This window comes from Burkholderia territorii (assembly GCF_001718335.1).
Taxonomy (GTDB): Bacteria; Pseudomonadota; Gammaproteobacteria; order Burkholderiales; family Burkholderiaceae; genus Burkholderia; species Burkholderia territorii.
The window spans coordinates 2178449-2201793 of sequence record NZ_CP013366.1; the positions used below are offsets into that span (position 1 = coordinate 2178449).

At 65.3% G+C, this 23345-nt stretch carries 18 protein-coding genes and 7 tRNA genes; 3 read left to right on the forward strand and 22 right to left on the reverse strand.

Annotation, left to right across the window (positions count from 1 at the left end; all coding sequences use genetic code 11):
* The first annotated feature begins 28 nt into the window (after positions 1-28).
* Positions 29-1621 carry a malate synthase A gene (gene aceB, locus WS51_RS20615; RefSeq protein ID WP_069230023.1) on the forward strand — a complete coding sequence of 531 codons (1593 nt, stop codon included), beginning with the start codon at positions 29-31 and terminating at the stop codon, positions 1619-1621.
* 118 nt (positions 1622-1739) lie between these two features.
* Here aceB and WS51_RS20620 read toward each other — a convergent pair whose 3' ends face one another.
* Positions 1740-2153, reverse strand: a complete 414-nt coding sequence (locus tag WS51_RS20620; RefSeq protein WP_069229713.1) for a gamma-glutamylcyclotransferase family protein — start codon at positions 2151-2153, stop codon at positions 1740-1742.
* Between the two features lie 307 nt (positions 2154-2460).
* On the opposite strand from WS51_RS20620, the gene WS51_RS20625 reads away from it, so the two are divergent.
* Positions 2461-3339: an AraC family transcriptional regulator gene (locus tag WS51_RS20625; protein WP_069229714.1), complete on the forward strand. Its 879-nt coding sequence runs from the start codon at positions 2461-2463 to the stop codon at positions 3337-3339.
* Positions 3340-3378: 39 nt separating this feature from the next.
* Here the strand turns inward: WS51_RS20625 and WS51_RS20630 are convergent, their stop codons facing one another.
* The 9 genes from WS51_RS20630 to gltX form a co-directional block, all read right to left on the reverse strand.
* Complete coding sequence (locus tag WS51_RS20630; protein ID WP_059503318.1) at positions 3379-3843, reverse strand: GNAT family N-acetyltransferase; 465 nt, start codon at positions 3841-3843, stop codon at positions 3379-3381.
* Between the two features lie 316 nt (positions 3844-4159).
* Positions 4160-4236 (reverse strand) — tRNA-Asp (locus WS51_RS20635).
* Between the two features lie 73 nt (positions 4237-4309).
* Positions 4310-4385, reverse strand: a tRNA-Glu gene (locus WS51_RS20640).
* 65 nt (positions 4386-4450) lie between these two features.
* Positions 4451-4527, reverse strand: a tRNA-Asp gene (locus WS51_RS20645).
* Between the two features lie 82 nt (positions 4528-4609).
* Positions 4610-4685, reverse strand: a tRNA-Glu gene (locus tag WS51_RS20650).
* 63 nt (positions 4686-4748) lie between these two features.
* Positions 4749-4825, reverse strand: a tRNA-Asp gene (locus WS51_RS20655).
* An 83-nt stretch (positions 4826-4908) separates the two neighbouring features.
* Positions 4909-4984: transfer RNA gene (locus tag WS51_RS20660), tRNA-Glu, on the reverse strand.
* 140 nt (positions 4985-5124) lie between these two features.
* Positions 5125-5200, reverse strand: a tRNA-Ala gene (locus WS51_RS20665).
* A gap of 127 nt (positions 5201-5327) precedes the next feature.
* A complete protein-coding gene (gene gltX, locus WS51_RS20670) occupies positions 5328-6737 on the reverse strand; it encodes a glutamate--tRNA ligase (RefSeq protein ID WP_059450398.1) in 1410 nt (469 codons plus the stop codon).
* Positions 6738-7016: 279 nt separating this feature from the next.
* On the opposite strand from gltX, the gene WS51_RS20675 reads away from it, so the two are divergent.
* The gene (locus tag WS51_RS20675) at positions 7017-7943 is read left to right on the forward strand and encodes a patatin-like phospholipase family protein (RefSeq protein WP_059450399.1); all 927 of its coding nucleotides are present in this window, start codon (positions 7017-7019) and stop codon (positions 7941-7943) included.
* Positions 7944-8085: 142 nt separating this feature from the next.
* On the opposite strand, the gene WS51_RS20680 is transcribed toward WS51_RS20675, so the two are convergent.
* The 12 genes from WS51_RS20680 to WS51_RS20735 all read right to left on the reverse strand — a co-directional run bounded on the left by WS51_RS20680 (position 8086) and on the right by WS51_RS20735 (position 23185).
* Positions 8086-8760 (reverse strand): C40 family peptidase, encoded by a 675-nt coding sequence (locus tag WS51_RS20680; RefSeq protein WP_059450400.1) that lies wholly within the window; start codon positions 8758-8760, stop codon positions 8086-8088.
* Between the two features lie 128 nt (positions 8761-8888).
* Positions 8889-10514, reverse strand: a complete 1626-nt coding sequence (locus tag WS51_RS20685) for an ABC transporter ATP-binding protein (RefSeq protein ID WP_059846082.1) — start codon at positions 10512-10514, stop codon at positions 8889-8891.
* Positions 10511-11608, reverse strand: coding sequence for an ABC transporter permease (locus WS51_RS20690; protein ID WP_069229715.1), 1098 nt, complete (start codon positions 11606-11608; stop codon positions 10511-10513). Before WS51_RS20690 ends, WS51_RS20685 begins: the two co-directional genes overlap by 4 nt.
* Positions 11609-11683: 75 nt before the next feature.
* A complete protein-coding gene (locus tag WS51_RS20695; protein WP_059503325.1) occupies positions 11684-12727 on the reverse strand; it encodes a microcin C ABC transporter permease YejB in 1044 nt (347 codons plus the stop codon).
* Positions 12728-12779: 52 nt separating this feature from the next.
* Positions 12780-14642 carry an extracellular solute-binding protein gene (locus WS51_RS20700; protein ID WP_059503327.1) on the reverse strand — a complete coding sequence of 621 codons (1863 nt, stop codon included), beginning with the start codon at positions 14640-14642 and terminating at the stop codon, positions 12780-12782.
* A 201-nt stretch (positions 14643-14843) separates the two neighbouring features.
* Positions 14844-15203 carry a hypothetical protein gene (locus WS51_RS20705; protein ID WP_059450472.1) on the reverse strand — a complete coding sequence of 120 codons (360 nt, stop codon included), beginning with the start codon at positions 15201-15203 and terminating at the stop codon, positions 14844-14846.
* Between the two features lie 511 nt (positions 15204-15714).
* Positions 15715-16047, reverse strand: coding sequence for a cytochrome o ubiquinol oxidase subunit IV (cyoD, locus tag WS51_RS20710; protein ID WP_011352504.1), 333 nt, complete (start codon positions 16045-16047; stop codon positions 15715-15717).
* Positions 16048-16656 carry a cytochrome o ubiquinol oxidase subunit III gene (gene cyoC, locus WS51_RS20715; RefSeq protein ID WP_059450406.1) on the reverse strand — a complete coding sequence of 203 codons (609 nt, stop codon included), beginning with the start codon at positions 16654-16656 and terminating at the stop codon, positions 16048-16050.
* Entirely contained in the window at positions 16656-18662 is a 2007-nt protein-coding gene (cyoB, locus tag WS51_RS20720; RefSeq protein WP_069229716.1) for a cytochrome o ubiquinol oxidase subunit I, read from the reverse strand. Before cyoB ends, cyoC begins: the two co-directional genes overlap by 1 nt.
* 3 nt (positions 18663-18665) lie before the next feature.
* Positions 18666-19553: a ubiquinol oxidase subunit II gene (gene cyoA / locus WS51_RS20725; RefSeq protein ID WP_059450408.1), complete on the reverse strand. Its 888-nt coding sequence runs from the start codon at positions 19551-19553 to the stop codon at positions 18666-18668.
* A gap of 282 nt (positions 19554-19835) precedes the next feature.
* Positions 19836-21362 carry a complex I subunit 4 family protein gene (locus WS51_RS20730; RefSeq protein ID WP_069229717.1) on the reverse strand — a complete coding sequence of 509 codons (1527 nt, stop codon included), beginning with the start codon at positions 21360-21362 and terminating at the stop codon, positions 19836-19838.
* 449 nt (positions 21363-21811) lie between these two features.
* Entirely contained in the window at positions 21812-23185 is a 1374-nt protein-coding gene (locus WS51_RS20735) for a glycosyltransferase family protein (protein ID WP_069229718.1), read from the reverse strand.
* Between the last annotated feature and the right edge of the window lie 160 nt (positions 23186-23345).

Genomic DNA, 23345 nt, shown 5'->3' on the forward strand with positions numbered 1-23345 from the left:
CAACTGACCGACCAAGGAGATGAGACTCATGAGCACCCCGATCACGCTGCCGCAAGGCATGGCGATCACCGGCGCAATCAAGCCGGGTTACGAAGCGATCCTGACGCCTGAAGCGCTCGCACTCGTCGCGGCGCTGCACCGCGCATTCGAGCCGCGCCGCCAGGCACTGCTGCAGGCCCGCGTCGAGCGCACCAAGCGCCTCGACGCCGGCGAGCGCCCCGATTTCCTCGCCGAAACGAAGGCGATCCGCGAAGGCGACTGGAAGGTCGCGCCGCTGCCGGCCGACCTGCAATGCCGCCGTGTCGAGATCACCGGCCCCGTCGAGCGCAAGATGATCATCAACGCGCTGAACTCGGGCGCCGATTCGTACATGACGGACTTCGAGGATTCGAACGCACCGAGCTGGACGAACCAGATCGACGGTCAGATCAACCTGAAGGACGCCGTACGCCGCACCATCTCGCTCGAGCAGAACGGCAAGTCGTACCGGCTGAACGACAAGGTCGCGACGCTGATCGTGCGTCCGCGCGGCTGGCACCTCGACGAGAAGCACGTGACGGTCGATGGCCAGCGCGTGTCCGGCGGCATCTTCGATTTCGCGTTGTTCCTGTTCCATAACGCGAAGGAACTGATCGCACGCGGCTCGGGCCCGTACTTCTACCTGCCGAAGATGGAAAGCCATCTCGAGGCGCGCCTGTGGAACGACATCTTCGTCGCCGCACAGGAGGCGGTCGGCGTGCCGCGCGGCACGATCCGCGCGACGGTGCTGATCGAGACGATCCTCGCGGCGTTCGAGATGGACGAGATCCTGTACGAACTGCGCGAACACAGCTCGGGCCTGAACGCCGGCCGCTGGGACTACATCTTCTCGGCGATCAAGAAGTTCAAGAACGACCGCGACTTCTGCCTGGCCGACCGCTCGAAGATCACGATGACGGTGCCGTTCATGCGGGCGTATGCATTGCTGCTGCTGAAGACCTGCCACAAGCGCAACGCGCCGGCGATCGGCGGAATGAGCGCGCTGATCCCGATCAAGAACGATCCGGAAGCGAACGAAAAGGCGATGGGCGGCGTGCGTTCGGACAAGCAGCGCGACGCGACCGACGGATACGACGGCGGCTGGGTTGCGCACCCGGGCCTCGTGCCGATCGCGATGGAAGAATTCGTCAAGGTGCTCGGCGACAAGCCGAACCAGATCGCGAAGCAGCGCGACGACGTCCAGATCGAAGGCCGGAACCTGCTCGACTTCCAGCCTGAAGCGCCGATCACCGAAGCCGGCCTGCGCAACAACATCAACGTGGGCATCCATTATCTCGGCGCCTGGCTCGACGGCAACGGCTGCGTGCCGATTCACAACCTGATGGAAGACGCGGCCACCGCCGAGATTTCCCGCTCGCAGGTGTGGCAGTGGATCCGCTCGCCGAAGGGCGTGCTCGACGACGGCCGCAAGGTCACCGCCGAGCTCGTGCGCGAGTTCGCGAAGGCCGAACTCGAGAACGTGAAGCGCTCGGTCGGTGGCAACACGCAGCCGTACGAGCGCGCCGCGGCGATCTTCGAACAGATGTCGACGTCGGAAGGCTTCACCGAATTCCTGACGCTGCCGCTGTACGAGGAAATCTGACGACGCGGACGGGATCGCCCACTCCGCACGCCGCCGGTCGCCCGACACGGCGGCATGAAAAAAGCGCCCCGCGGGGCGCTTTTTCGTTTTGCCGTGGAGCCGTTCGCCGCGCGGACGCTCAGGCGGCTTCCCGTTCTCGGCGGTGCTGAACCCAGTCGCCCGACGCAATGCGCGGACGGCCGGCTACCGCATCCGCGGCGACCGGATAGAAGACGCACGCATACGTACGACCGCCAAGCTCGACGGTCACCGGCTCCTGCCGGAACAGTGTGTCGACGCCCGGGTAGATGCGCTCGATCTCGTCGAGCACGGGCACCAGTTGCTCGTCGATCTCGTAGACGTCGCCCCATACGAGCGACTGGCCGGCCGGCGCGGCGACCATGCCCGGATACGTGCCGAAATCGTACAGTTCGCCCGGCAGCGCGGCCGCACCGAGCAGCGTCGGCGCGGCGACACCGTGCCGCGCGGCCGCATGGCCGATGTCGTTGGCTTCTCCCGCTCTCAACGTGCCGTAGACGAATACGTAGCGCATCGTGGTTCTCCTCTTCTATTCAGGTATTGCCGTGCCGGGCCGTCGCGGTCGCGCCGCCAAGGCCGGCGTCGCCGGCGCGCCGCTCGCGCGAGGACGCGCCCGCATTGATAGACCGCGCCGGCGGCCGGATGGTTCTGTTCGGCACGACGCGGCGTGCTCGCCCGAACGCGGCTTGCGTCCGCCGGAATGCGTGCGGCCCCACACAAAGTTCATTTGAGCGGTGCATCATCGGCCGAAAAACCGCCGCATGCGCCAGCGCGGCGCCTTCTAGAATAACGGCATCGCCGCCGCGCCGACCGAATCGTCCATGAATCTGCCAGCCCAAGCCGACGCATCGAATCCGTACGATGTCATCGACATCCCGCCCGAGTTCGCGCCGACCCGCGTCCATCCGATGCGCGTCCGGGCGCGGCAGGTCGATGCCGGCCGCCGGATCCCGCTGCATACGCACGCGTGGGCGCAACTTGCGTATGCGTCGCGCGGCGTGCTGCGCGTTGCGACGACCGGGACGACCTGGATGGTGCCGCCTTCACGGGCGATCTGGGTACCGCCGCACGTCACGCACGAAGTCGTGATCGTCGAGGAAGCGTATCTGCGCACGTTGTATATCGACGAGTCGGTCGTACCGGCCGGGCTCGACGCATGCCGGGTCGTCGAAGTGACGGGCTTGCTGCGTGAACTGATCGTCGCACTCGATGCGCGCGACCTGAGCGGCGAGCGCGAACGGCTGCTGGGCGGGCTCGTGCTCGACGAACTGCGCCGCGCCGAGCCGCTGCCGCTCGCGGTGCCGATGCCCGACGAAAAACGGCTTCGCATGCTGTGCGAGTCGGTGCTCGCGCAACCGGCGCACGCGGAATCGCTCGAACACTGGGCAAGTGAGGTCGGCGCGAGCACGCGCACGATTTCGCGGCTGTTCAAGCAGGACCTCGGCGTAAGCTTTTCGCAGTGGCGACAGCAGGCGCTGCTCGCGCGCGCGATTCCGCTGTTGAACCAGGGGCGTCCGCTATCGCATATCGCGCGCGAGCTCGGCTACCAGAGCCAGAGCGCGTTTTCGGCGATGTTCCGGCGCGCGTTCGGCGAGAGCCCGCGCGCGTTCATGCTGCGCGGCTACGAGCATCGCGGCGCGGAAGGCAACGTCGCCGCCGACGACATCCCGGAAGACGACGCGTTCGGCACCGCACGCTGACCGTCGTCGCGTTGCCTCGGGCCTCGTGCCGTTACGCGTTCAAACCGCGCGCACCATGTGACGGATCGATCCGAGCTGAGCGAGCCGCGGCCCGGTTACGCGGTATCCCAGGCGCTCATAGAGCCGCGCGGCCGGATTGTCGACGAATACGCGCAACTGAAGTTCGCGCAGCCCGCGGGCGCGCGCCCAGCGGTGCGACATGTCGAGCATGTAGGTGCCGGCACCTTGCCCGCGATGGCCGGCGGCGATCTGCACATCGCGGATGTGCAGCGAGTCGCCCTCCTCGGTCACGCGTAGCACGCCGATCCGCTCGCCATCGGCTTCCAGAATGAAGTTCTCGGATTCGCGCCAGCTCGCATAGAACAGGTCGCTACGCCAGACGAGCCCATGGCGCTTGTAATAGCCGCCCATGTTGCCGTGCGTGAGCGCCTCGGCAAACGGAAAATCGCCAGGCTCTGCTGGCCGGAGCTGATACAGCAAACGCAGGTCGGTCGGATCGAGCATCGCGCGGGGGTCAAGTACGCATCCCGCCACGATAGCGCAGTCGCGGGTGGATGCAATCGCGAATTTCTCGTAGCGATGCACGGATCGACGATGCAAACGAAAAAGCCCGCACAAGGCGGGCTTTTTCATTTTCTGGCGGAGCGGACGGGACTCGCCTACAGACTGCAGGCCGCGGCTGCGCGTGCACGCGCAGCCCTTCGAGTCCCGCCGGAAGCCGCGCAGGCGGCTTCCTCCGCTCCGCAGTCACACGCCCGCGAGCGGGCGCGATCGACGATGCAAACGAAAAAGCCCGCGCAAGGCGGGCTTTTTCATTTTCTGGCGGAGCGGACGGGACTCGAACCCGCGACCCCCGGCGTGACAGGCCGGTATTCTAACCGACTGAACTACCGCTCCAGTCTTGCTTCTTGCCTGGCAGGCGTCGGTTACTTCCTGCCGGCGCATCGTTTGTTCGAACGACGCCGAAATCTGGCGTCCCCTAGGGGATTCGAACCCCTGTACTCACCGTGAAAGGGTGATGTCCTAGGCCTCTAGACGAAGGGGACAACGTACTGCTTACATCCTTAAAGCAAAAGCCCGTTCAAAACGTTCACTTGAACGGGCTTCGTTCTGGCGGAGCGGACGGGGCTCGAACCCGCGACCCCCGGCGTGACAGGCCGGTATTCTAACCAACTGAACTACCGCTCCAGCTTTCTTCACTCTCGCCCGCAGGACTCGTTCACGTTCCTGCAAGCGTTGCGACACTTCGACTACGAAACGCCGCTGAATCTGGCGTCCCCTAGGGGATTCGAACCCCTGTACTCACCGTGAAAGGGTGATGTCCTAGGCCTCTAGACGAAGGGGACAACGTACTGCTTACATCCTTAATACAAAAGCCCGCTCAAAAACGTCTTGAACGGGCTTCGTTCTGGCGGAGCGGACGGGACTCGAACCCGCGACCCCCGGCGTGACAGGCCGGTATTCTAACCGACTGAACTACCGCTCCAACTTTCTGCACCGTTACCTGCAGGACGTCGGTTACGTTCCTGCAAGCCTCGCGACACTTCAACTACGAAACGCCGCTGAATCTGGCGTCCCCTAGGGGATTCGAACCCCTGTACTCACCGTGAAAGGGTGATGTCCTAGGCCTCTAGACGAAGGGGACATAATCTTCTCAGATCTGTCTGACTTTCGCTATTCACTCATCGTCAACAGCGAAGGCCGAAATTCTAACTGCTTTAAATCATTTTGTGAAGCATTTATTACTACCACCACTGCTTCGCAAATCAATCCATTCTGCTCTGATGGTGGAGGTAAGCGGGATCGAACCGCTGACCTCTTGCATGCCATGCAAGCGCTCTCCCAGCTGAGCTATACCCCCTTGCAGAACAGAAATGAGATTATATGGACCGAATTTGAACTTGTAAATACCCTTTTTGCGATTCGAGCGAATTTTTTTGCGAAGCCGCCGTGACGTCACGTGCGGCGGCTTCGCTCTCGCCTTCGCCTCAGGCCAGCGCACCCTCGATACGCGACACCACGACGTCGCGACCGAACAGCACGAGCACTGCATCGATCGACGGCGTATGCGTCGTGCCCGCCACCAGCAGGCGCACCGGCATCGCGAGCTGCGGCATCTTCAGCTTGTGCGCGCCGAGCGTTGCCTTCAACGCGGCGGACACCGCCTCCTTCGTCCAGTCGGCCGCTTTCAGCGCGGCGACGAGATCGGCCAGCGCCGGGCGCACTGCGTCGGTCACATGCTGCGCAAGCGCGTCGGCGTCCGGCGCCGGCACGCGGTAGAACATCGCGGCACCTTCGGCGATCTCCTTGACCGTCGTCGCGCGATCCTTCATCAGGCCGACCACCGCGTCGAGCGCGGGCCCCGTCGCGATCGCCGCGTCGTCGATGCCCAGCGCGTCGAGGAACGGTTTCGCCAGCGCGGCGAGGCGCGCGTTGTCCGCTTCCTTGATGTAATGGGCGTTCAGCCAGCTCAGCTTGCTGTGATCGTATTGCGCGGGCGACTTGCCGAGATGCTCGAGGTCGAACCATTCGACGAACTGCTCGCGCGAGAAGATTTCCGCGTCGCCGTGCGACCAGCCGAGACGCGCGAGGTAGTTGACGACGGCCTCCGGCAGGAAGCCGGCATCGCGATACGCCATCACGCTCATCGCGCCATGCCGCTTGCTCATCTTCTCGCCCTGCTCGTTCAGCACGGTCGGCAGATGCGCATAGACGGGCGGCTCGCCGCCGAGCGCGCGCAGGATGTTGATCTGGCGCGGCGTGTTGTTCACGTGGTCGTCGCCACGGATCACGTGCGTGATGTTCATGTCCATGTCGTCCACGACCACGCAGAAGTTGTAGATCGGCGTGCCGTCCGGACGCGCGATCACGAGGTCGTCGAGCTCCTCGTTCGAGATTTCGACACGCCCCTTCACCGCGTCATCCCACACGACCGTGCCGGTCAGCGGGTTGCGGAACCGCAGCACGGGCTTCACGCCGGCCGGCGGCTCGGGCAGCACCTTGCCCGGCTCCGGACGCCACGTGCCGTCGTAACGCGGCTTGAGGCCGGCGGCGCGCTGGCGCTCGCGCAGCGCGTCGAGTTCCTCGGCGGACATGTAGCACGGGTACGCAAGGCCTTGCTCGAGCATCTGCGCGAGCACCTCGCGATAGCGGTCCATCCGCTGCATCTGGTAGATCGGGCCTTCGTCGAAATCCAGGCCGAGCCACTGCATCCCCTCGAGAATCGCATCGACGGCTTCCTGCGACGAGCGTTCGACGTCGGTATCCTCGATACGCAGCACGAACGTGCCTTTCATCTTGCGCGCGAACGCCCACGGATAGAGCGCGGAGCGGATGTTGCCGAGGTGGATGAAGCCGGTGGGACTCGGCGCGAAGCGGGTACGGACAGGACGGGTCATAAACGGTAACTCGAACGCCTGGGGCGCATGAATGATTCGACGCGGGATCGACGGCGACAGCCCGGACAACAACGGGGCCGGCCGCGCCCGGAACGGGAAAGAAGCCGGAATTATACTCGCGCCGGTCTTCGCGCCAAGCGCGCCGCTTGCTTTATGATGTGCGCGCCGCGGCCGCCAGCCGGCGCCGCGCCGGCCGCCGGTTTGTGCCGCACGGCCGCTCGGAACCTATCGCCGCCGCGGGCCGCCCGGCCCGCCGCCAAGCCGCCGGAGAACCACTCGATGTCGTCCCCTCGCCTGTCGCGCCGTCACTTCACGATCGCCTGCGCATCCGCCAGCCTCGCCGCCTGCACGTCGTTCGGCGACAAGTCCCGCCCCGACAACGCCGCGAATTCCGCGCAGTCGCGCGAGAAGCCCGTGAAGATCGGCATCGCGCTCGGCGGCGGCGCCGCCCGCGGCTTCTCGCACATCGGCGTGCTAAAGGCGCTGGAGGCGCGCGGCATCCCGATCGAGATCGTCGCCGGCACGAGCGCGGGCTCGGTGGTCGGGGCACTGTACGCGTCGGGAATGAACGGGCTGCAGATCAACAAGATCGCGCTCGACATGGACCAGGCCGCGATCAGCGACTGGGCGCTGCCGTTCCGCTCGCGCGGGCTGCTGCAAGGCATCGCGCTGCAGAACTTCCTGAACAAGACGCTGAACAACCGGCCGATCGAAAAGATGGCGAAGCCGCTCGGTGTCGTCGCCACCGACCTGCAGAACGGCCAGCCGATCCTGTTCCAGCAGGGCAATACGGGGCTTGCCGTGCGCGCGTCGTGCAGCGTGCCGTCGGTGTTCGAGCCCGTGAAGATCGGCAACCGCGAATATGTCGACGGCGGCCTCGTGAGCCCGGTGCCCGCGTCGTTCGCGCGCAAGATGGGCGCGAACTTCGTGATCGCGGTCGACATCTCGTCGCGACCGGACGGCGCGGCGACCAACAACCCGATCGAGATGCTGCTGCAGACTTTCACGATCATGGGTCAGACGATCAAGACCTACGAGCTCGACAAATACGCGGACGTCGTGATCCGCCCGAATCTCGCCGCGATGGGCGGGAGCGACTTCAACCAGCGCAACGCGGCCATCCTCGCGGGCGAGGAAGCAGTCGCGCGCATCATGCCCGAGCTGCAGCGCAAGCTTGCCGCAGCACGCGGGACAGCAGCGGCATAAGCGGACCCATCGCGGCCCCGCGCGTAGCGGGCCGCCCGCGATGGCGGCGCGCCAAGCGGCCGCGCCCGGGAGCTCAAAAGCAAAAAACCCTGCCGCCTTTCGGTGACAGGGTTTTCGTGATCCGGCCGATTGCCGGCGAGCGTCAGTTGCTGCCGTTCGACGCGTCGTCGCCGATCGTCGCGCGCACGCGCTGGCGCAGATCGTCCGCCTTCATCGGGAACGTCGATTCGATCCGGCGCGCACCGGTGAAACGCTTTTCCCAGTAGCCGCTGTCGAGATCGTCCACGCGAACCGTGCTGCCCGTCGACGGCGAATGCACGAACTTGTTGTCGCCGATGTAGATGCCGACGTGCGAGAACGTGCGGCGCATCGTGTTGAAGAACACGAGGTCGCCCGGCTTCAGGTTGCTCATGCTGACCTTCTCGCCGACGCGGCTCATCTCTTCCGCGCGACGCGGCAGCGACATGCCGAGCGTGTCCTGGAACACGTAGCGCACGAAGCCGCTGCAGTCGAGGCCGGAATCCGGCGAGTTGCCGCCCCAGCGATAACGCACGCCGATCATGTTCAGCGCGCCGACGACCACGTCGCCTGCCTTGCCGGCCATGCCGGCGAGGAACGACTTCGCGCCGCCGCTCGACGGCTGCGCGCTGGCCTGCTGGACGGAAGAAGTCGACCCGATTTGAGTCGAATTCGTGACATTCTGGTTAAAACTGCTGACTTCGTCGGCGAACGCGCCGGGAGCTGCTGCGAACAGGGCGCCGATGAACAGCCCGGCGAGGGTACGCGCGCATGCCTGGGTCAGGGATCGATGCTGCATTGGTCGATGGAATGTGCTTAAAAATCAGCTGATTGGCGGAAAATTTCGGTCGATACTAGCCAGCGCGTAATCGTTTGTCAAAACAAATTAAAAAATACAATCGAGATAGTCATACCATTGGACGCCTATCACGCTTTCCAGACCGCTTTCAACAGCTTTTGTGTGTAAGGATGTGACGGGTTCGTGAAGATATCGGCTACTTCCCCGGACTCGACGATGGCCCCGCCCTGCATCACCGCCACCCGATGCGCCATCGCGCCGATCACCTCCAGATCGTGGCTGATGAATACATACCCGAGGTTGTATTTCTGTTGCAAATTCGCGAGCAGCTTCAGCACCTGCTGCTGGATCGACACGTCGAGCGCGGAAGTCGGTTCGTCGAGGATGAGGATGCGCGGCTCCAGCACGAGCGCGCGTGCAATCGCGATCCGCTGGCGCTGTCCGCCCGAGAATTCGTGCGGATAGCGATGCAGCACAGTGCGGTCGAGGCCGACTTCGCGCAGCACGGCCAGCGACTTCGCGCGGCGCGCGTCCGGCGTCAGCTCCGGGCGATGCAGCTCGAGCCCCTCGCCGACGATCCGCTCGATCGTGTGACGCGGCGACAGCGAGCTGAATGGATCCTGAAAGACGACCTGCATGTTCGAGCGCAGCGCTGTCTGTTCGCGGCCGCGGTAGGTCGACAGCGGCCGCCCCTGGAATTCGATCTCGCCGTGCGCCGTCCTTTGCAGCCCGAGCAGCGCCATCGCGAGCGTCGACTTCCCCGAGCCGGATTCGCCGACGATTCCGAGCGTCTCGCCCTGCCGCACCGACACGGACACGTCCGCGACCGCCGTCACGGGCGTCGTGCCGAACCAGCCCGCGAAGCCCGGCCGCTTGCGCGCGAACTGCACGCTGACGTGCCGCGCATCGAGCACGACGGGCGCGATCGGCAGCACCGGCGCAACCGTGCGCTGCGGCCGGCTGTTCAGCAGCCGCCGCGTATACGGATGCTCCGGCTCCGCGAAGATCCGCTCGACCGGCCCGCTTTCGACCAGCTTGCCGCGCTCCATGACCGCGACCCGCTCGGCGAAGTGCCGCACGAGATTCAGGTCATGCGTGATCAGCAGGATCGCCATCCCGCGCTTTTGGGCCTCCTCGCGCTGCAGCTCGAGCAGCAGGTCGACGATCTGCGCGCGGATCGTCACGTCGAGCGCGGTGGTCGGCTCGTCGGCGAGCAGGAGACGCGGCCGGCATGCAAGCGCCATCGCGATCATCGCGCGCTGCCGCTGGCCGCCCGACAACTGGTGCGGGTAGCTGTCGACGCGCCTCTCCGGCTCGGCGATGCCGGTGCGCGCAAGCAGCGCGATTGCGCGCTTGCGCGCCTCGCCCGCCGTCACGCCGTCGTGCAGCACGATCGTCTCGCCGATCTGCGCGCCGATCGTGTACAGCGGGTTGAGCGCCGTCATCGGCTCCTGGAAGATCATCGCGATGTCCGAGCCGCGCAGCCCGCGCATCTCGCGCTCGCTCTTGCCGGCGAGGTCCTGCCCGGCGAAGCGGATCGTGCCGCTCACGTCGGCGTCGCGCAGCAGCCGCAGGATCGACAGCGCGGTCACGCTCTTGCCCGAACCCGATTCGCCGACGAGCGCGACGCGCTCGCCGCGACCGATCGCGAGCGTCACGTCGTCGACGGCCACCGTGTCGCCGAAGCGCACGTGCAGGTGCTCGAGCGACAGCAGCGGTTCGCCCGGCGGCGGAGATGCGCAAGTCGTGCTCATCGCTGCCCTCCCGCCGCACGCACGGAATCGGCGATCCGCGTGTCGAGCGCGTTGCGCAGCGCGTCGCCCATGAACGTCAGCAGCAGCAGCGTCGCGACCAGCACGCCGAACGTCGACAGCGAGATCCACCACGCATCGAGATTGCCCTTGCCCTGCGCGAGCAGCTCGCCGAGGCTCGGTGTCGGCGGCGGCACGCCGAGGCCGAGGAAGTCGAGGCTCGTGAGCGCGAGGATCGCACCGCTCATCCGGAACGGCAGGAACGTGATCACGGGCGTCATGCTGTTCGGCAGCACGTGGCGCCAGATGATTTGCCAGTTCGTGAGTCCCATCGCGCGCGCCGCGCGCACGTAGTCCTGCGTGCGGTTGCGCAGGAATTCGGCGCGCACGTAGTCGGCCAGGCCGATCCAGCCGAACAGCGACAGCAGCACGATCAGCAGCAGGAAGCTCGGCTCGAAGATCGACGCAAAGATGATCAGCAGGTACAGCTCCGGCAGCGAACTCCAGATCTCGATCAGGCGCTGCCCGACGATGTCGATGCGCCCGCCGAAGAAGCCCTGCACCGCGCCCGCGGCGATCCCGAGCAGTGTGCCGATCGCGGTCAGGATCAGCCCGAACTCGACCGATACGCGGAACCCGTACACGAGCCGCGCGAGCAGGTCGCGCCCCTGTGCGTCGGTGCCGAGCAAGTTCGCACGCGACGGCGGCGCCGGGTTCGGCACGTTCGAGAAGTAGTTCAGCGTGTCGTAGTAATAGCGGTTCGGCGGATAGACGACGAAGTTGCCCGGCGCCTCGAGCCGCTTGCGCACGTACGGATCGAGATAGTCGGCCGGTGTCGGGAAGTCGCCGCCGAAGGTGGTCTCCGGATACGCGTGGAACATCGGGAAATAGGTCTGGCTGTCGTAGCGCACGACGAGCGGCTTGTCGTTCGACCATAGCGGCGCCGCGACGCTCGCGGCGAATGCGACGACGAAGATCACGAAGCTCCAGTAGCCGAGGCGCTGCTGGCGAAAGCGCTGCCACACGCGGCGCGCGGGCGACGGCGACACGCGCGCGCGCGCCGCGTCGATGCGGGACGACACGACGGCCCGGTTCATCGCGCACCTCGCCCGGCGAGCGCGGACAGGCGGACGGGCGCGCCGGCAAGCGGCGTGCTGGCGGACGGTTTCATGTCAGCGCTCCAGATTGTCGAATTGAATGCGCGGGTCGACCCACACGTAGCAGAGGTCGGAGATCAGCTTGGTCGCGAGCCCGATCAGCGTGAACAGGTACAGCGTGCCGAGCACGACCGGATAGTCGCGCCGCACGACCGACTCGTATGACAGCAGCCCGAGGCCGTCGAGCGAGAACAGCGTCTCGATCAGCAGGCTGCCCGTGAAGAATGCGCCGATGAACGCGGCCGGAAACCCGACGATCAGCGGCAGCATCGCGTTGCGGAACACGTGCTTCCACAGCACCGTGCGCTCGGCGAGCCCTTTCGCGCGCGCGGTCAGCACGTACTGCTTGCGGATCTCGTCGAGGAACGCGTTCTTCGTGAGCATCGTGACGACCGCGAAGCTGCCGACGACCGACGCCGTGATCGGCAGCGCGATGTGCCACAGATAGTCGAGCACCTTGCCGGCGAGCGACAGCTGCGCGAAGTTGTCCGACGTGAGCCCGCGCAGCGGGAACAATTGCCAGAACGAGCCGCCGCCGAACAGCACGAGCAGCAGCACGCCGAGCACGAAGCCCGGAATCGCATAGCCGACCAGCACGACGAGGCTCGTCGCGACATCGAACGGCGAGCCGTTGCGCACGGCCTTCGCGATGCCGAGCGGCACGGAGATCAGATAGGTGACGAAGAACGTCCACAACCCGATGCTGATCGATACCGGCAACTTCTGCACGATCAGCGACCACACGCTCTGATGGCGGAAGTAGCTGTCACCGAGATCGAAGCGGGCGAAGCGCTTGAGCATCAGCCAGTAACGCTCGAGCGGCGGCTTGTCGAAACCGTACAGCGCCTTGAGCTGCGCGAGCTGCTGCGCGTCGACGCCCGTATGCGCGCGCATCCCGAACGGCGTCGCGCCCTGCTCGGTTGCGCCCTTGCGCAGTTCCTGCACGGCCTGCTCGACCGGGCCGCCGGGCACGAACTGGATCACCGCGAACGTGAGCGTGAGCACGCCGACGAGCGTCGGGATCATCAGCAGCACGCGTTTGAGGATGTAGCTCCACATAGGGCGTAGACTCGCGATCGATAGGCTGGATTGAACGAAGGGCCGGCAGGCTTCAGTGATCGGGCTTGGCCCACCAGGTCGACACGACCCAGCCCTCGGCCGAATAGTACAGCGGCAGCGTCTGCGGATAGCCGAGCGTGCGCTTGTACGCGATCCGGTGCGTCGTGCTGTACCACTGCGGAACCGCGTAGTAGCCGTGCATCAGCACGCGATCGAGCGCGTGCGTCGCGTCGAGCAGGTCCTCGCGCGTCTGCGCGGTGCCGAGTGCATGCAGCAGCGTGTCGACGGCCGGCGACTTCAGGCCGATGATGTTGTCGGAACCGGGCTCGTCGGCGAACTTGCTGGCGTAGCGCGAGAACTGCTCGGCGCCCGGCACCTGCACGCCCGGCAGGCGTACCGTCGTCATGTCGTAGTCGAACGCGTCGAGCCGCTTCTGCAGCAGCGCGAAATCGGCCGTGCGATAACGCGCGTCGATGCCGAGCTTCGCGAGATTGCGCAGGTAGGCGGTCACGACGCCTTCCATCGCCGCGCCCGAATCGTCGAGAATCTCGAACGTGAACGGCTCGCCCTGTGCATTGCGCAACGCGCCGTCGCGATAGGTCCAGCCGGCCTGCGCGAGCAGCGCGCGCGCCTTCAGCAGGTTCGCGCGCAGCGAGCCCGGCGGGTTCGTGTTCGGCTGCGTGACCATCGGCCCGAACACGGCCGGGTCGAGCTGCGCGCGCAACGGCTCCAGCAATTTCAGCTCGCCCGGGCCCGGTGTGCCGGTTGCCTGCAGGTCGGTATCGGCGAAATAGCTGTCGAGACGCGTGTACGCGCTATAGAACAACTGGCGGTTCAGCCATTCGAAGTCGAACGCGAGATCGAGCGCCTGGCGCACGCGCACGTCGCGAAACTGCGGGCGGCGCAGGTTCATGAAGAAACCCTGCATGCCCGCGCCATTGTGTTGGCGGAATTCGCGCTTGACGAGCTCGCCGCTGTCGAACCGCTTGCCGACGTCGCGCCGCGTCCAGTTGCGCGCGATGTATTCAACCAGCACGTCGTACTCGCCGGCCTTGAACGCCTCGAGCCGCGCGACGCCGTCGCCGTACAGCTTGTAGACGATCCGCTCGAAGTTGTCGGTGCCGATGCGCACCGGCAGATCGGCGCCCCAGTACGCAGGATTGCGCCGATACGTGATGGTGCGGCCGTTGTCGTAGTGCTCGATCAGGTACGGGCCGCTGCCGATCGGCTGCTCGAACGCGAGCTGGTCGAAGGGAATGCGCGAACCGTCCGCGCGCAGCCCCCACTTGCGCGAAAACACCGGCACGCCGCCGGCGATCAGCGGCAGCTCGCGGTTCGCGCTGCGGAATTCGAAGCGCACGGTCGCGGAGTCGACCACCACGGCCTTCGCGATTTCGGCGAAATATGCGCCGAACTGCGGTGCGGCGAGCTTGCTCTTGAGCGTGTCGAACGAGAACCGGACATCTTCTGCGGTGACCGGATCGCCGTTCGAGAAGCGCGCGCGCGGATTCAGGTGAAACGTGACCGAGCGGCGGTCCGGCGCGACGGCGATGTCGTCGGCGAGCAGCCCGTACGCGGAAGCCGGTTCGTCCATGCTGCCGGTCGCGAGGCTCTCGAACAGCATGTCGATGCCCGGCGCGGGATTGCCGCGCATGGTGAACGGATTGAACTTGTCAAATGACGTCAGCCGGTTCGGGTTCGCAAGCACGAGCGTGCCGCCCTTCGGCGCGTCCGGGTTCACGTAGTCGAAATGCTTGAAGCCCGGCGGATATTTCGGCTCGCCGTACTGCGCGATCGCATGGGCCGCATGCGCGGCCGTCGCGGCGAGGACCGCCTGTATTGCCCATGCTGCCGCCGTGCGGCCGGCGGCCCGTACCGCACGCGCGATGGCGGCCCGGGGCGAACCCTTCGTCATAGAGGCCCTGTCGGTCGATTGAGGGATGGAACGTGGGTCGATTCTACCCATTCAATTCGACGTCGAGCCAGCCCGCAGCGCGTCGTGCGTGGCGCCGGCGCATCGCGACCGCCGGGCACGGCCCGCGCAGGCAAAAGAAAACCGCCCGGCGGGCGGTCTTCATCTCGTGCGCGCACGCGGCATGCGTGCGTCGCATGTCGGTCAACGCCAGCCGTTGTGGCGGCCGTTGTCCCAGTGACCGTGATCGCGGTCGCCCCAGCCGCGACCGTGATGGCGATACCACTCGTCGCGGCCCCAGTAGCGGCGGCCGTCCCAGTAACGATCGCCGTGCCAGCCGATCACGATCGCCGGGGCCGGCGCGTAGACGGGCGCCGGTGCATACACGGGCGCCGGCTGGTAGACGACCGGCGGCGGCGGCGGCGCATACACGGGCGCGGGCGCGACGTAGACCGGAGCCGGCACGCCGACGTTGATCCCGACATTGACTCCCGCCATTGCTGCGCCCGACACGAGCAAGGCCGTCATACCGGTCAAGAGCGAGGCAACACGCAAAGTCTTCATGGATTCCTCTTCGAGTTGTTTCATGTGTGATTCGACTATAGCGACAAGCGCCGTCGCCGCATATTTCAAGTTTGTAAGAACTGATGCGCGGCATCGCCACGGGACGCGCCCGCTAACGTCTTGTAACAATTGGCGCCCGGGCGGCGCTCCTGCGCCGGTCGCGGGATCGTTCCGCCCTTCCTGAAACATCCTCTATCCTGGCCCGCGCCCGACGTTAAGCGGCGCCACGCACACTGCGCGAGCCGATGCGGGATCGCGCCACGCTTCGGGACCTCGCTGACAGGCCGGCGCCCCGCGCCGGCGGAGACCTCGCCGATGCTGAAACTCGTCCGACTCTCGCTCGGGCGCGCCTATACGTTCGTGCATGCGCTGAAGACCGACGCAAGCCTGAGCGCGAGCACGCACTGAAGAACCACCCTCACCGCGCGGCCGAAACAAAAAAGGCGGCACTGGTGTGCCGCCTTTGCTGCATGACTGCGCATGGAGATCGTCCGCTGCGCCGCGATGCCGGTCAGCGCGACATCATGTTCATGCTGACGTTGTGCATCACCCACAGCGTGCCGACGATCAGGATCGCTGCGGTCAGCACGGTGTAGCTGAACGCCATCACGTTCCAGCGCTGGCCGGACGAACCGTTCATGTGCAGGAAGTACACGAGGTGCACGACGATCTGCACGAACGCGAGCACGGCCAGCGCGATCAGCGATGCGTGCGGCGACAGCACGCCGCCCATCACGAGGCCGAACGACGCTGCCGTGAGCAGCACCGACAGGATGAAGCCGGCAACATAGCCGCCGACGCTGCCGTGCCCTTCTTCGAGTTGAGACGAATGCGAATGAGCCATTTAGATCACGCTCGCGAGATAGACAAAGGAAAACACGCAGATCCACACGATGTCGAGGAAGTGCCAGAAGAGGCTCAGGCACGTCAGACGTCGCAGGTCGCGATCGGTCAGGTCGCCGCCGCGCAATACGATCTGCCCGGCGAGCACGATCATCCACACGAGGCCGGCCGTCACGTGCAGCCCGTGCGTGCCGACCAGCGTGAAGAACGCCGACAGGAACGCGCTGCGTTGCGGGCCCGCGCCTTGCGCGATCAGGTGCGAGAACTCGCGCAGTTCCATCGCGAGGAACGCCGCGCCGAGCACGAACGTCACCGCGAGCCACGCGAGCAGCGCGCCGCGCCGTTGCTTGTACGCGGCCAGCATCGCGAAGCCGTAGGTGATGCTCGACAGCAGCAGCGCGGCGGTTTCCACCGCGACGCCCGGAATGTCGAACAGGTCCTTCGCGGTCGGACCGCCCGCGTACTGGTTGCCGAGCACCGCGAACGTCGCGAACAGCGCCGCGAAGATCACGCAGTCGGTCATCAGGTACAGCCAGAAGCCGAACACCGAGTGCGACGGCGGATGGTCGTCGTGCTCGAGCAAGGTTGCGCTCAAGGTTTTCTGCAACATCAGTTGGCCTCCAGTTCCACGTCGTCGACACGCGTGGCCACGCGCGCCGCCGGTTGCTTCTCTTCGATCCTGCGCACCTTCGACGCCGGGATGTAGTAGCCGTCGTTGTCACGCGAGCTGTAGACCACGAGCGTCGCGATGATGCCGAGCAGCCCGCCGATCGCCACCCACCAGATGTGCCACACGAGCGCGAAGCCCAGCACCAGGCTGAAGACCGCGACCACGAGGCCCGCGCACGTGTTCGACGGCATGTGGATATCGCGGATCGTCGCCGGGTTCGGCCGGCCGTCGCCGCGTGCCTTCATGTCGGCATACGCGTCGAGCGTGCGCACTTGCGGGATCACCGCGAAGTTGTACTCGGCGGGCGGCGACGAGGTCGCCCATTCCAGCGTGCGGCCGCCCCACGGATCGCCCGTGGTGTCGCGATATGCCGGCAGGTTGCGGTTGCGGATGCTGACGACCAGTTGCAGCAGCTGGCACGCGATGCCGATCGCGATCAGCACGGCGCCGAATGCGGCCACGAGCAGCCACGGATGCCACGCCGGATTGTCGTAGTGGTTCAGTCGCCGCGTCATGCCCATGAAGCCGAGCACGTAGAGCGGCACGAACGCGACGTAGAAGCCGACCTGCCAGAACCAGAACGCGGCCTTGCCGAGTTTCTCGTTCAGCTTGAAGCCGAACGCCTTCGGGAACCAGTAGTTGAAGCCCGCGAGATAGCCGAACAGCACGCCGCCGATGATCACGTTGTGGAAGTGCGCGATCAGGAACAGGCTGTTGTGCAGCACGAAGTCCGCGCCCGGGATCGCCATCATCACGCCGGTCATGCCGCCGAGCGTGAACGTGACCATGAAGCCGATCGTCCAGAGCACGGGCGTCGTGAATTCGATCCGGCCGCGATACATCGTAAACAGCCAGTTGAACACCTTCACGCCGGTCGGAATCGCGATGATCATCGTCATGATCCCGAAGAACGCATTCACGTTCGCACCGGAACCCATCGTGAAGAAGTGATGCAGCCACACGAGGAACGACAGCACCATGATCGCGCAGGTTGCATACACCATCGTCTTGTAGCCGAACAGCGGCTTCTTCGAGAACGTCGCGATGACTTCCGAGAAGATGCCGAACGCCGGCAGGATCAGGATGTACACCTCGGGATGGCCCCACGCCCAGATCAGGTTCAGGTACAACATCGCGTTGCCGCCCGCCTCGTTCGTGAAGAAGTGCATGCCGAGGTAACGGTCGAGACCGAGCAGCGCGAGCGTCGCGGTCAGGATCGGGAACGACGCCATGATCAGCACGTTCGTGCAGAGCGCCGTCCACGTGAACACCGGCATCTTCATCAGCGTCATGCCGGGCGCGCGCATCTTGATGATCGTCACGAAGAAGTTCACGCCGGTCAGCAGCGTGCCGACCCCCGAGATCTGCAGCGCCCACAGGTAGTAGTCGACCCCCACCCCCGGACTGAACTGCAGCTCCGACAGCGGCGGATACGCGAGCCAGCCCGTCTGCGCGAACTCGCCGATCACGAGCGACACGTTGATCAGGATCGCGCTGACTGCCGTCATCCAGAACGACAGCGAGTTGATGAACGGAAACGCGACGTCGCGCGCGCCGATCTGCAGCGGCACGACGAGGTTCATCAGGCCGACCATGAACACCATCGCCATGAAGAAGATCATGATCACGCCGTGCGCGGTGAAGATCTGGTCATAGTGGTGAGGCGGCAGGTAGCCGGGCGCGTTGTACGCGAGCGCGAGCTGCATGCGCATCATGATCGCGTCGGCGAAGCCGCGCAGCAGCATGATCAGCGCGACGATGATGTACATCACGCCGAGTTTCTTGTGGTCGACCGTCGTCAGCCATTCCGTCCACAGCCACTTCCAGCGGCCGGTGATCGTCAGCGCGGCGAGGATGCCCAGCACGACCAGTCCCATGAAGGCACCGGCCCCCATGATGATGGGCTGATCGAACGGGATCGCCGATAGTGTGAGTTTGCCGAACATGCGTTACCCCTTCGTGCCGCAGGCGGCGTCCTTCAGGTCGAGGACGTGGCCATCGTTGTATTTCGCGATGATGTTGTGGAAGAGCCGCGGATCGACCGACGAGAAGTAACGCACGGGCGCCTTCTCGCTCGGCTGCGCGACGGTGCCGTACACGGTCGCGTCGAGCCGGTCGGGCGAGGCCTTCACCTTCTGCACCCACGCGTCGAACTGCTCGCGCGGCTCGGCGAGCGTGCGGAACTTCATGTCGGAGAAGCCGCGACCGCTGAAGTTGGCGGAGGTGCCCGCGTAGTCGCCGGCTTCGTCGGCGATCAGGTGCAGGCGCGTCTGCATGCCGGCCATCGCGTACACCTGGCCGCCGAGCTGCGGAATGAAGAACGAGTTCATCACCGAATCCGACGTGATGCGGAAGTTCACCGGCGTGCCGACCGGAATCGCGAGCTGGTTCACCGATGCGATGCCGAGCTCCGGATAGATGAACAGCCACTTCCAGTCGAGCGCGACGACCTCGACGTCGATCGGCTTCACCGACGACTCGAGCGGCTTGTACGGATCGAGCTCGTGCGTGGTTTTCCACGTGAGCACGCCGAGAAACAGGATGATCAGCGTCGGCACCGTCCAGATCACGACCTCGATCGCGGTCGAGTGCGACCAGTTCGGCGCGTAGGCGGCGTTGCGGTTCGACGCGCGGTAGCGCCACGCGAACCAGAGCGTGAGCAGGATCACCGGCACGACGACGATCAGCATCGCCCACGTCGACGTTGCGATCAGCGCCTTTTCAGCGGCGCCGACGCTTCCTTTCGGATTTAGTACATCTAAATTACAGCCTGACAGGCTCAGCGCCGCGCCGATCGATATCAGCGCCGTCCAGCCTCTTGAAGCTTTTCTTTTCATCACACAGCCCGAGGGTCATTGAATCCGTTGCGTATGCCCGATGCGCATTCGATCCACGAAAGTGGCCGAATCATACGTCGCGCGGGCGCGACGAAAAACCGGTGGATGCGGCAAATCATCATTGCAAAATCTGCTGTGAGACAGATTGTCGCGGGGCAATTTCACGCAGCCGGAGGGCGAGCGCCAGCGGGCCGGACGCCGCCCGCGCCCGTCCTCCGAATGGATGTGTGCGCAACGACCTCGCCGTCGTGCGGCGCGGTCGTCGTGCGCGACCTCGCGCGATCAGCCGTGCGTCGCTGCCATGTACGCCTGTGCGGGTGCGTCGCCGTCTCCGGCCGGCAGCTTCGAATGGCTGGCGTCGTCGATCAGCCGCGCGACGGTCGGGTCGATCGCGTCGGTGAACGGCTTCGGATCGACGCCGACCATCAGAACGATCAGCGCGAGCGACGCGAACATCACGATCTCGCGACGGCTGAGATCGGCGAGTTTCGCGATGCGCGCGTTCGCGATCTTGCCGAACACGACGCGCTTGACCATCCACAGCGTGTACGACGCGCTCAGAATCAGCGTGAGTGCCGCGATCGCACCGATCCAGAAGTTGACGCGGATCGCGCCCATGATGACCATGAACTCGCCGACGAATCCCGACGTGCCCGGCAGGCCGACGTTGGCCATCGCGAACAGCAGCGCGAACGTCGCGAAGCGCGGCATCACGCCCGCCACGCCGCCGTACGCGGCAATCTCGCGCTGTTTCGTGCGATCGACCAGCACGCTCACGCAAAGCAGCATCGCGCCCGCAACGAAGCCGTACGACACGAGCTGCACGATCGCGCCCTCGACGCCGATCCGGTTGAACAGGAACAGCCCGAGCGTGACGATCCCCATGTGTGCGACCGTCGAATAGGCGAGCAGCTTGCCGAGATCGGTCTGCGCGAGCGCGATCAGGCTCGCATAGACGATCGTGAACAGCGACAGCGCGATCACGGCCGGCGCGAAGAAGTGGCTCGCGTCCGGCGTGATCGGCAGCGCGAAGCGCAGGAAGCCGTAGCCGCCCAGCTTGAGCATCGCGAGCATCAGCGCCGCGCCGGTCGGGCCGTCCGTGTAGACGTCGCGCAGCCACGTATGCACCGGCCACATCGGCACCTTGACCGCGAACGCGGCGAAGAAGCCGAGGAACACCAGCAACTGCGGCGCGAAGCCGAGCTGCAGCGTGCGCCATGCGTTCATGTCGAACGTATGAGACTTCGCGTACAGGTACAGCATCGCCATCAAGAGCAGCAGCGACCCGGCGAACGAGATGAAGAAGAATTTCACCGCCGCGTACACGCGCTGCTCCCTGCCCCACGTGCCGATCAGCAGGTACAGCGGAATCAGCGTCGCCTCGAAGAAGATGAAGAACAGCAGCCCGTCCTGCGCGACGAACACGCCGACCATCAGCCCCGACAGGATCAGGAACGACGCGTAGTACTGCGCGACGCGCACGGTCACCGACTCCCACGACGCGATCACGACGACGAGCGTCGTGAAGGCGGTCAACACGACGAGCCACAGCGACGCGCCGTCGATCCCGACGCGCCAGCCGGCGTTGAACGCCGCCAGCCAGTTGCGCGTCTCGGAAAACTGCATCGCGGCGGAGTGGGAATCGAAACCGGTGACGAGCGGCACGACGGCGGCCAGCCCGGCGAGTGCGCCGACGAGCGCAATCAATCTCGTGCGATGCGGATGACGGTCGGAACCAGCGCGCAGCAGGCACGCGCCGAACAGGATCGGAAGCCAGATCGCCAGGCTCAGGAAGGGGAAATCATGCATGTCAACAGGCCTTGAGAAGGTCGCGCGCTGCATTTGGAACAGGCGTGACGAAAGGAACGAAATCAAATCGACAGATAGATTTCGTGGATCGCCAATGTTGGCAAAATGTAAAGCGGAATCAGCGCGAAGGTTGATGCCGCTCAAGCGCAATCGGGTTAACCAGCATAAGGCTGTTGATTATTTTTTGCATCGCAGCAAAGCGGCGGTTTGCGATGCGCCGATAGTCCGCTGATTTTTATGAGTAATTTTTTGTATTACGACGCAATGTCGATCGCGTGAGTCGGTGCATCGCCGCATTTTTTTCCAAAGGCCGGTTCTTTGGCGTGCAAGCGCTGGATGCGGGGAACGATGGATGAGATGGGCGCTATCCTTACATCGATTCTTTCATTTTCATTCGCGCGAGCCACGATCGCCGCGCTCGCGAACGTCGAAATTCGCGGCGCATTCCATCAGCGGTGATGGCTCAGCTTGTCCCATACGCGCATCGTCACCGCTCGATAGTGGTTGTGTTGCGCGGGGAAATGGACGAAGCGGCTGTCGCGTGTCGCATAGACCGGCGATGACGCGAGCGACATCGCATCGACGATGTAGCGCGCGTCGATCATGCCCGCCTCCAGCAGTTCGACATAGATCGCCTGCTGGTCGCCGCCGCTCGCGTAAACCGACGACCGATCGTCGAAGCTCTCGATGCGCGCACATATGCGCCCGACCAGTTCGCGCATCGGCGCGACGTTGCGCACACCGATCATGCACGAGTTGATCGCCCAGGCCGTGTGGTCGGTGCCGATCACGAAATCGCGGCCGTCGATCACGCTGTCGACCGTCTGCCGCTGATCGATCGCGAGGATGTCCGCATCGACCCAGAACACGAACGCATGATCCGGCAGATGTTCGCGAATCAGGTGCAGCTTCGCCCAGTTCGCATCGACGCCGGCCGGCAGGAACGCGGGCGGTTCGCGATACGCGTGGTACGCATAACCGTGCCGCGTGCAATAGCGGATGAAGTTCTCTTCGTGAAGATCGCCGTAACCGGCGATGTGCGACGTGTGCAGGCTCACGAACGCGATGTCCGCATGCGGGTTCAGGTGGCGCGCCGGCTCGCGCGTGCGTTGCTGCGCGGCGCGCCAGTCATCCATCGCGCGCGGGTGCTCGCCCCGTTGAACGCGCGCCGCATCGTCGACGAGTGCGAGCACGTAGCGAAAGTCGTAGTCGGGCGTCGGCGCCCATACGCCGTCGATCTGTTGCCATTCGGGCGCGTGGTGCGCCACGAGCGGATGCGCACCGACGACCTCGTCGATCGCGAGCCCGTCGCCCCACACCGTCTGGGCCGATGCAAAGTAGCCAGTCGCGAGCGGCTGGTCGAACGGCAGCGGCGGGAAGTGCTCGGCCAGCAGCGTCGCCTCGCACGCGTGCTGCCGCTCGGGCAGGCGCATCGCCCACTTGCCGAGCTCGACCACCAGCTTGCGCAGGCATTCGCGCACGTCGGGCACGTTGCGAAAGATCATGCCGCTCGCGGCGGGCAACGGCGACTTGGGCGTCTGCGTCGTGACGATCGCGTCATAAGCGCCCGCGACATCCGGCAACGCATGCTGGCCGAACACCACCGAGAACGGATCGAGCACGAGCAGCAACGCGCCCTGCTCCATCGCGACGAGCTGCGCGATGATCGCGTGATACTTGTGCAGCACCTGCTGGCGCTCGCCGTACACGTGCGTGCCGTCGACGATCGCGTGCCGGTAGTCGCGGCCGCGCGCGTAACGTTCGTGATTGTCGACGAGCCCGTCGACGGGTCGATGCGAAAGGATGGTCAGTACGGAATGCATGCGTGCAGGAGCTCCGGATTGAGCCGCGCGAGGCGATACGCCTATTTAGCGCATGAGCGGCGCACAAGTCGAGCATTGATTGGCTGTCCGGACGAAGCGCGACGCCGCGCGGCGCGCACGGAAGCGCGTGCGGAAAAGAAAAAGCCCCGCAAGTCCGAGA

Coding starts and splice junctions, on each gene's coding strand:
- aceB (WP_069230023.1), top strand. CDS start 29: ATGAGCACCCCGATCACGCTGCCGCAAGGCATGGCGATCACCGGCGCA.
- WS51_RS20620 (WP_069229713.1), bottom strand. CDS start 2,153: ATGCGCTACGTATTCGTCTACGGCACGTTGAGAGCGGGAGAAGCCAAC.
- WS51_RS20625 (WP_069229714.1), top strand. CDS start 2,461: ATGAATCTGCCAGCCCAAGCCGACGCATCGAATCCGTACGATGTCATC.
- WS51_RS20630 (WP_059503318.1), bottom strand. CDS start 3,843: ATGCTCGATCCGACCGACCTGCGTTTGCTGTATCAGCTCCGGCCAGCA.
- gltX (WP_059450398.1), bottom strand. CDS start 6,737: ATGACCCGTCCTGTCCGTACCCGCTTCGCGCCGAGTCCCACCGGCTTC.
- WS51_RS20675 (WP_059450399.1), top strand. CDS start 7,017: ATGTCGTCCCCTCGCCTGTCGCGCCGTCACTTCACGATCGCCTGCGCA.
- WS51_RS20680 (WP_059450400.1), bottom strand. CDS start 8,760: ATGCAGCATCGATCCCTGACCCAGGCATGCGCGCGTACCCTCGCCGGG.
- WS51_RS20685 (WP_059846082.1), bottom strand. CDS start 10,514: ATGAGCACGACTTGCGCATCTCCGCCGCCGGGCGAACCGCTGCTGTCG.
- WS51_RS20690 (WP_069229715.1), bottom strand. CDS start 11,608: ATGAACCGGGCCGTCGTGTCGTCCCGCATCGACGCGGCGCGCGCGCGC.
- WS51_RS20695 (WP_059503325.1), bottom strand. CDS start 12,727: ATGTGGAGCTACATCCTCAAACGCGTGCTGCTGATGATCCCGACGCTC.
- WS51_RS20700 (WP_059503327.1), bottom strand. CDS start 14,642: ATGACGAAGGGTTCGCCCCGGGCCGCCATCGCGCGTGCGGTACGGGCC.
- WS51_RS20705 (WP_059450472.1), bottom strand. CDS start 15,203: ATGAAGACTTTGCGTGTTGCCTCGCTCTTGACCGGTATGACGGCCTTG.
- cyoD (WP_011352504.1), bottom strand. CDS start 16,047: ATGGCTCATTCGCATTCGTCTCAACTCGAAGAAGGGCACGGCAGCGTC.
- cyoC (WP_059450406.1), bottom strand. CDS start 16,656: ATGTTGCAGAAAACCTTGAGCGCAACCTTGCTCGAGCACGACGACCAT.
- cyoB (WP_069229716.1), bottom strand. CDS start 18,662: ATGTTCGGCAAACTCACACTATCGGCGATCCCGTTCGATCAGCCCATC.
- cyoA (WP_059450408.1), bottom strand. CDS start 19,553: ATGAAAAGAAAAGCTTCAAGAGGCTGGACGGCGCTGATATCGATCGGC.
- WS51_RS20730 (WP_069229717.1), bottom strand. CDS start 21,362: ATGCATGATTTCCCCTTCCTGAGCCTGGCGATCTGGCTTCCGATCCTG.
- WS51_RS20735 (WP_069229718.1), bottom strand. CDS start 23,185: ATGCATTCCGTACTGACCATCCTTTCGCATCGACCCGTCGACGGGCTC.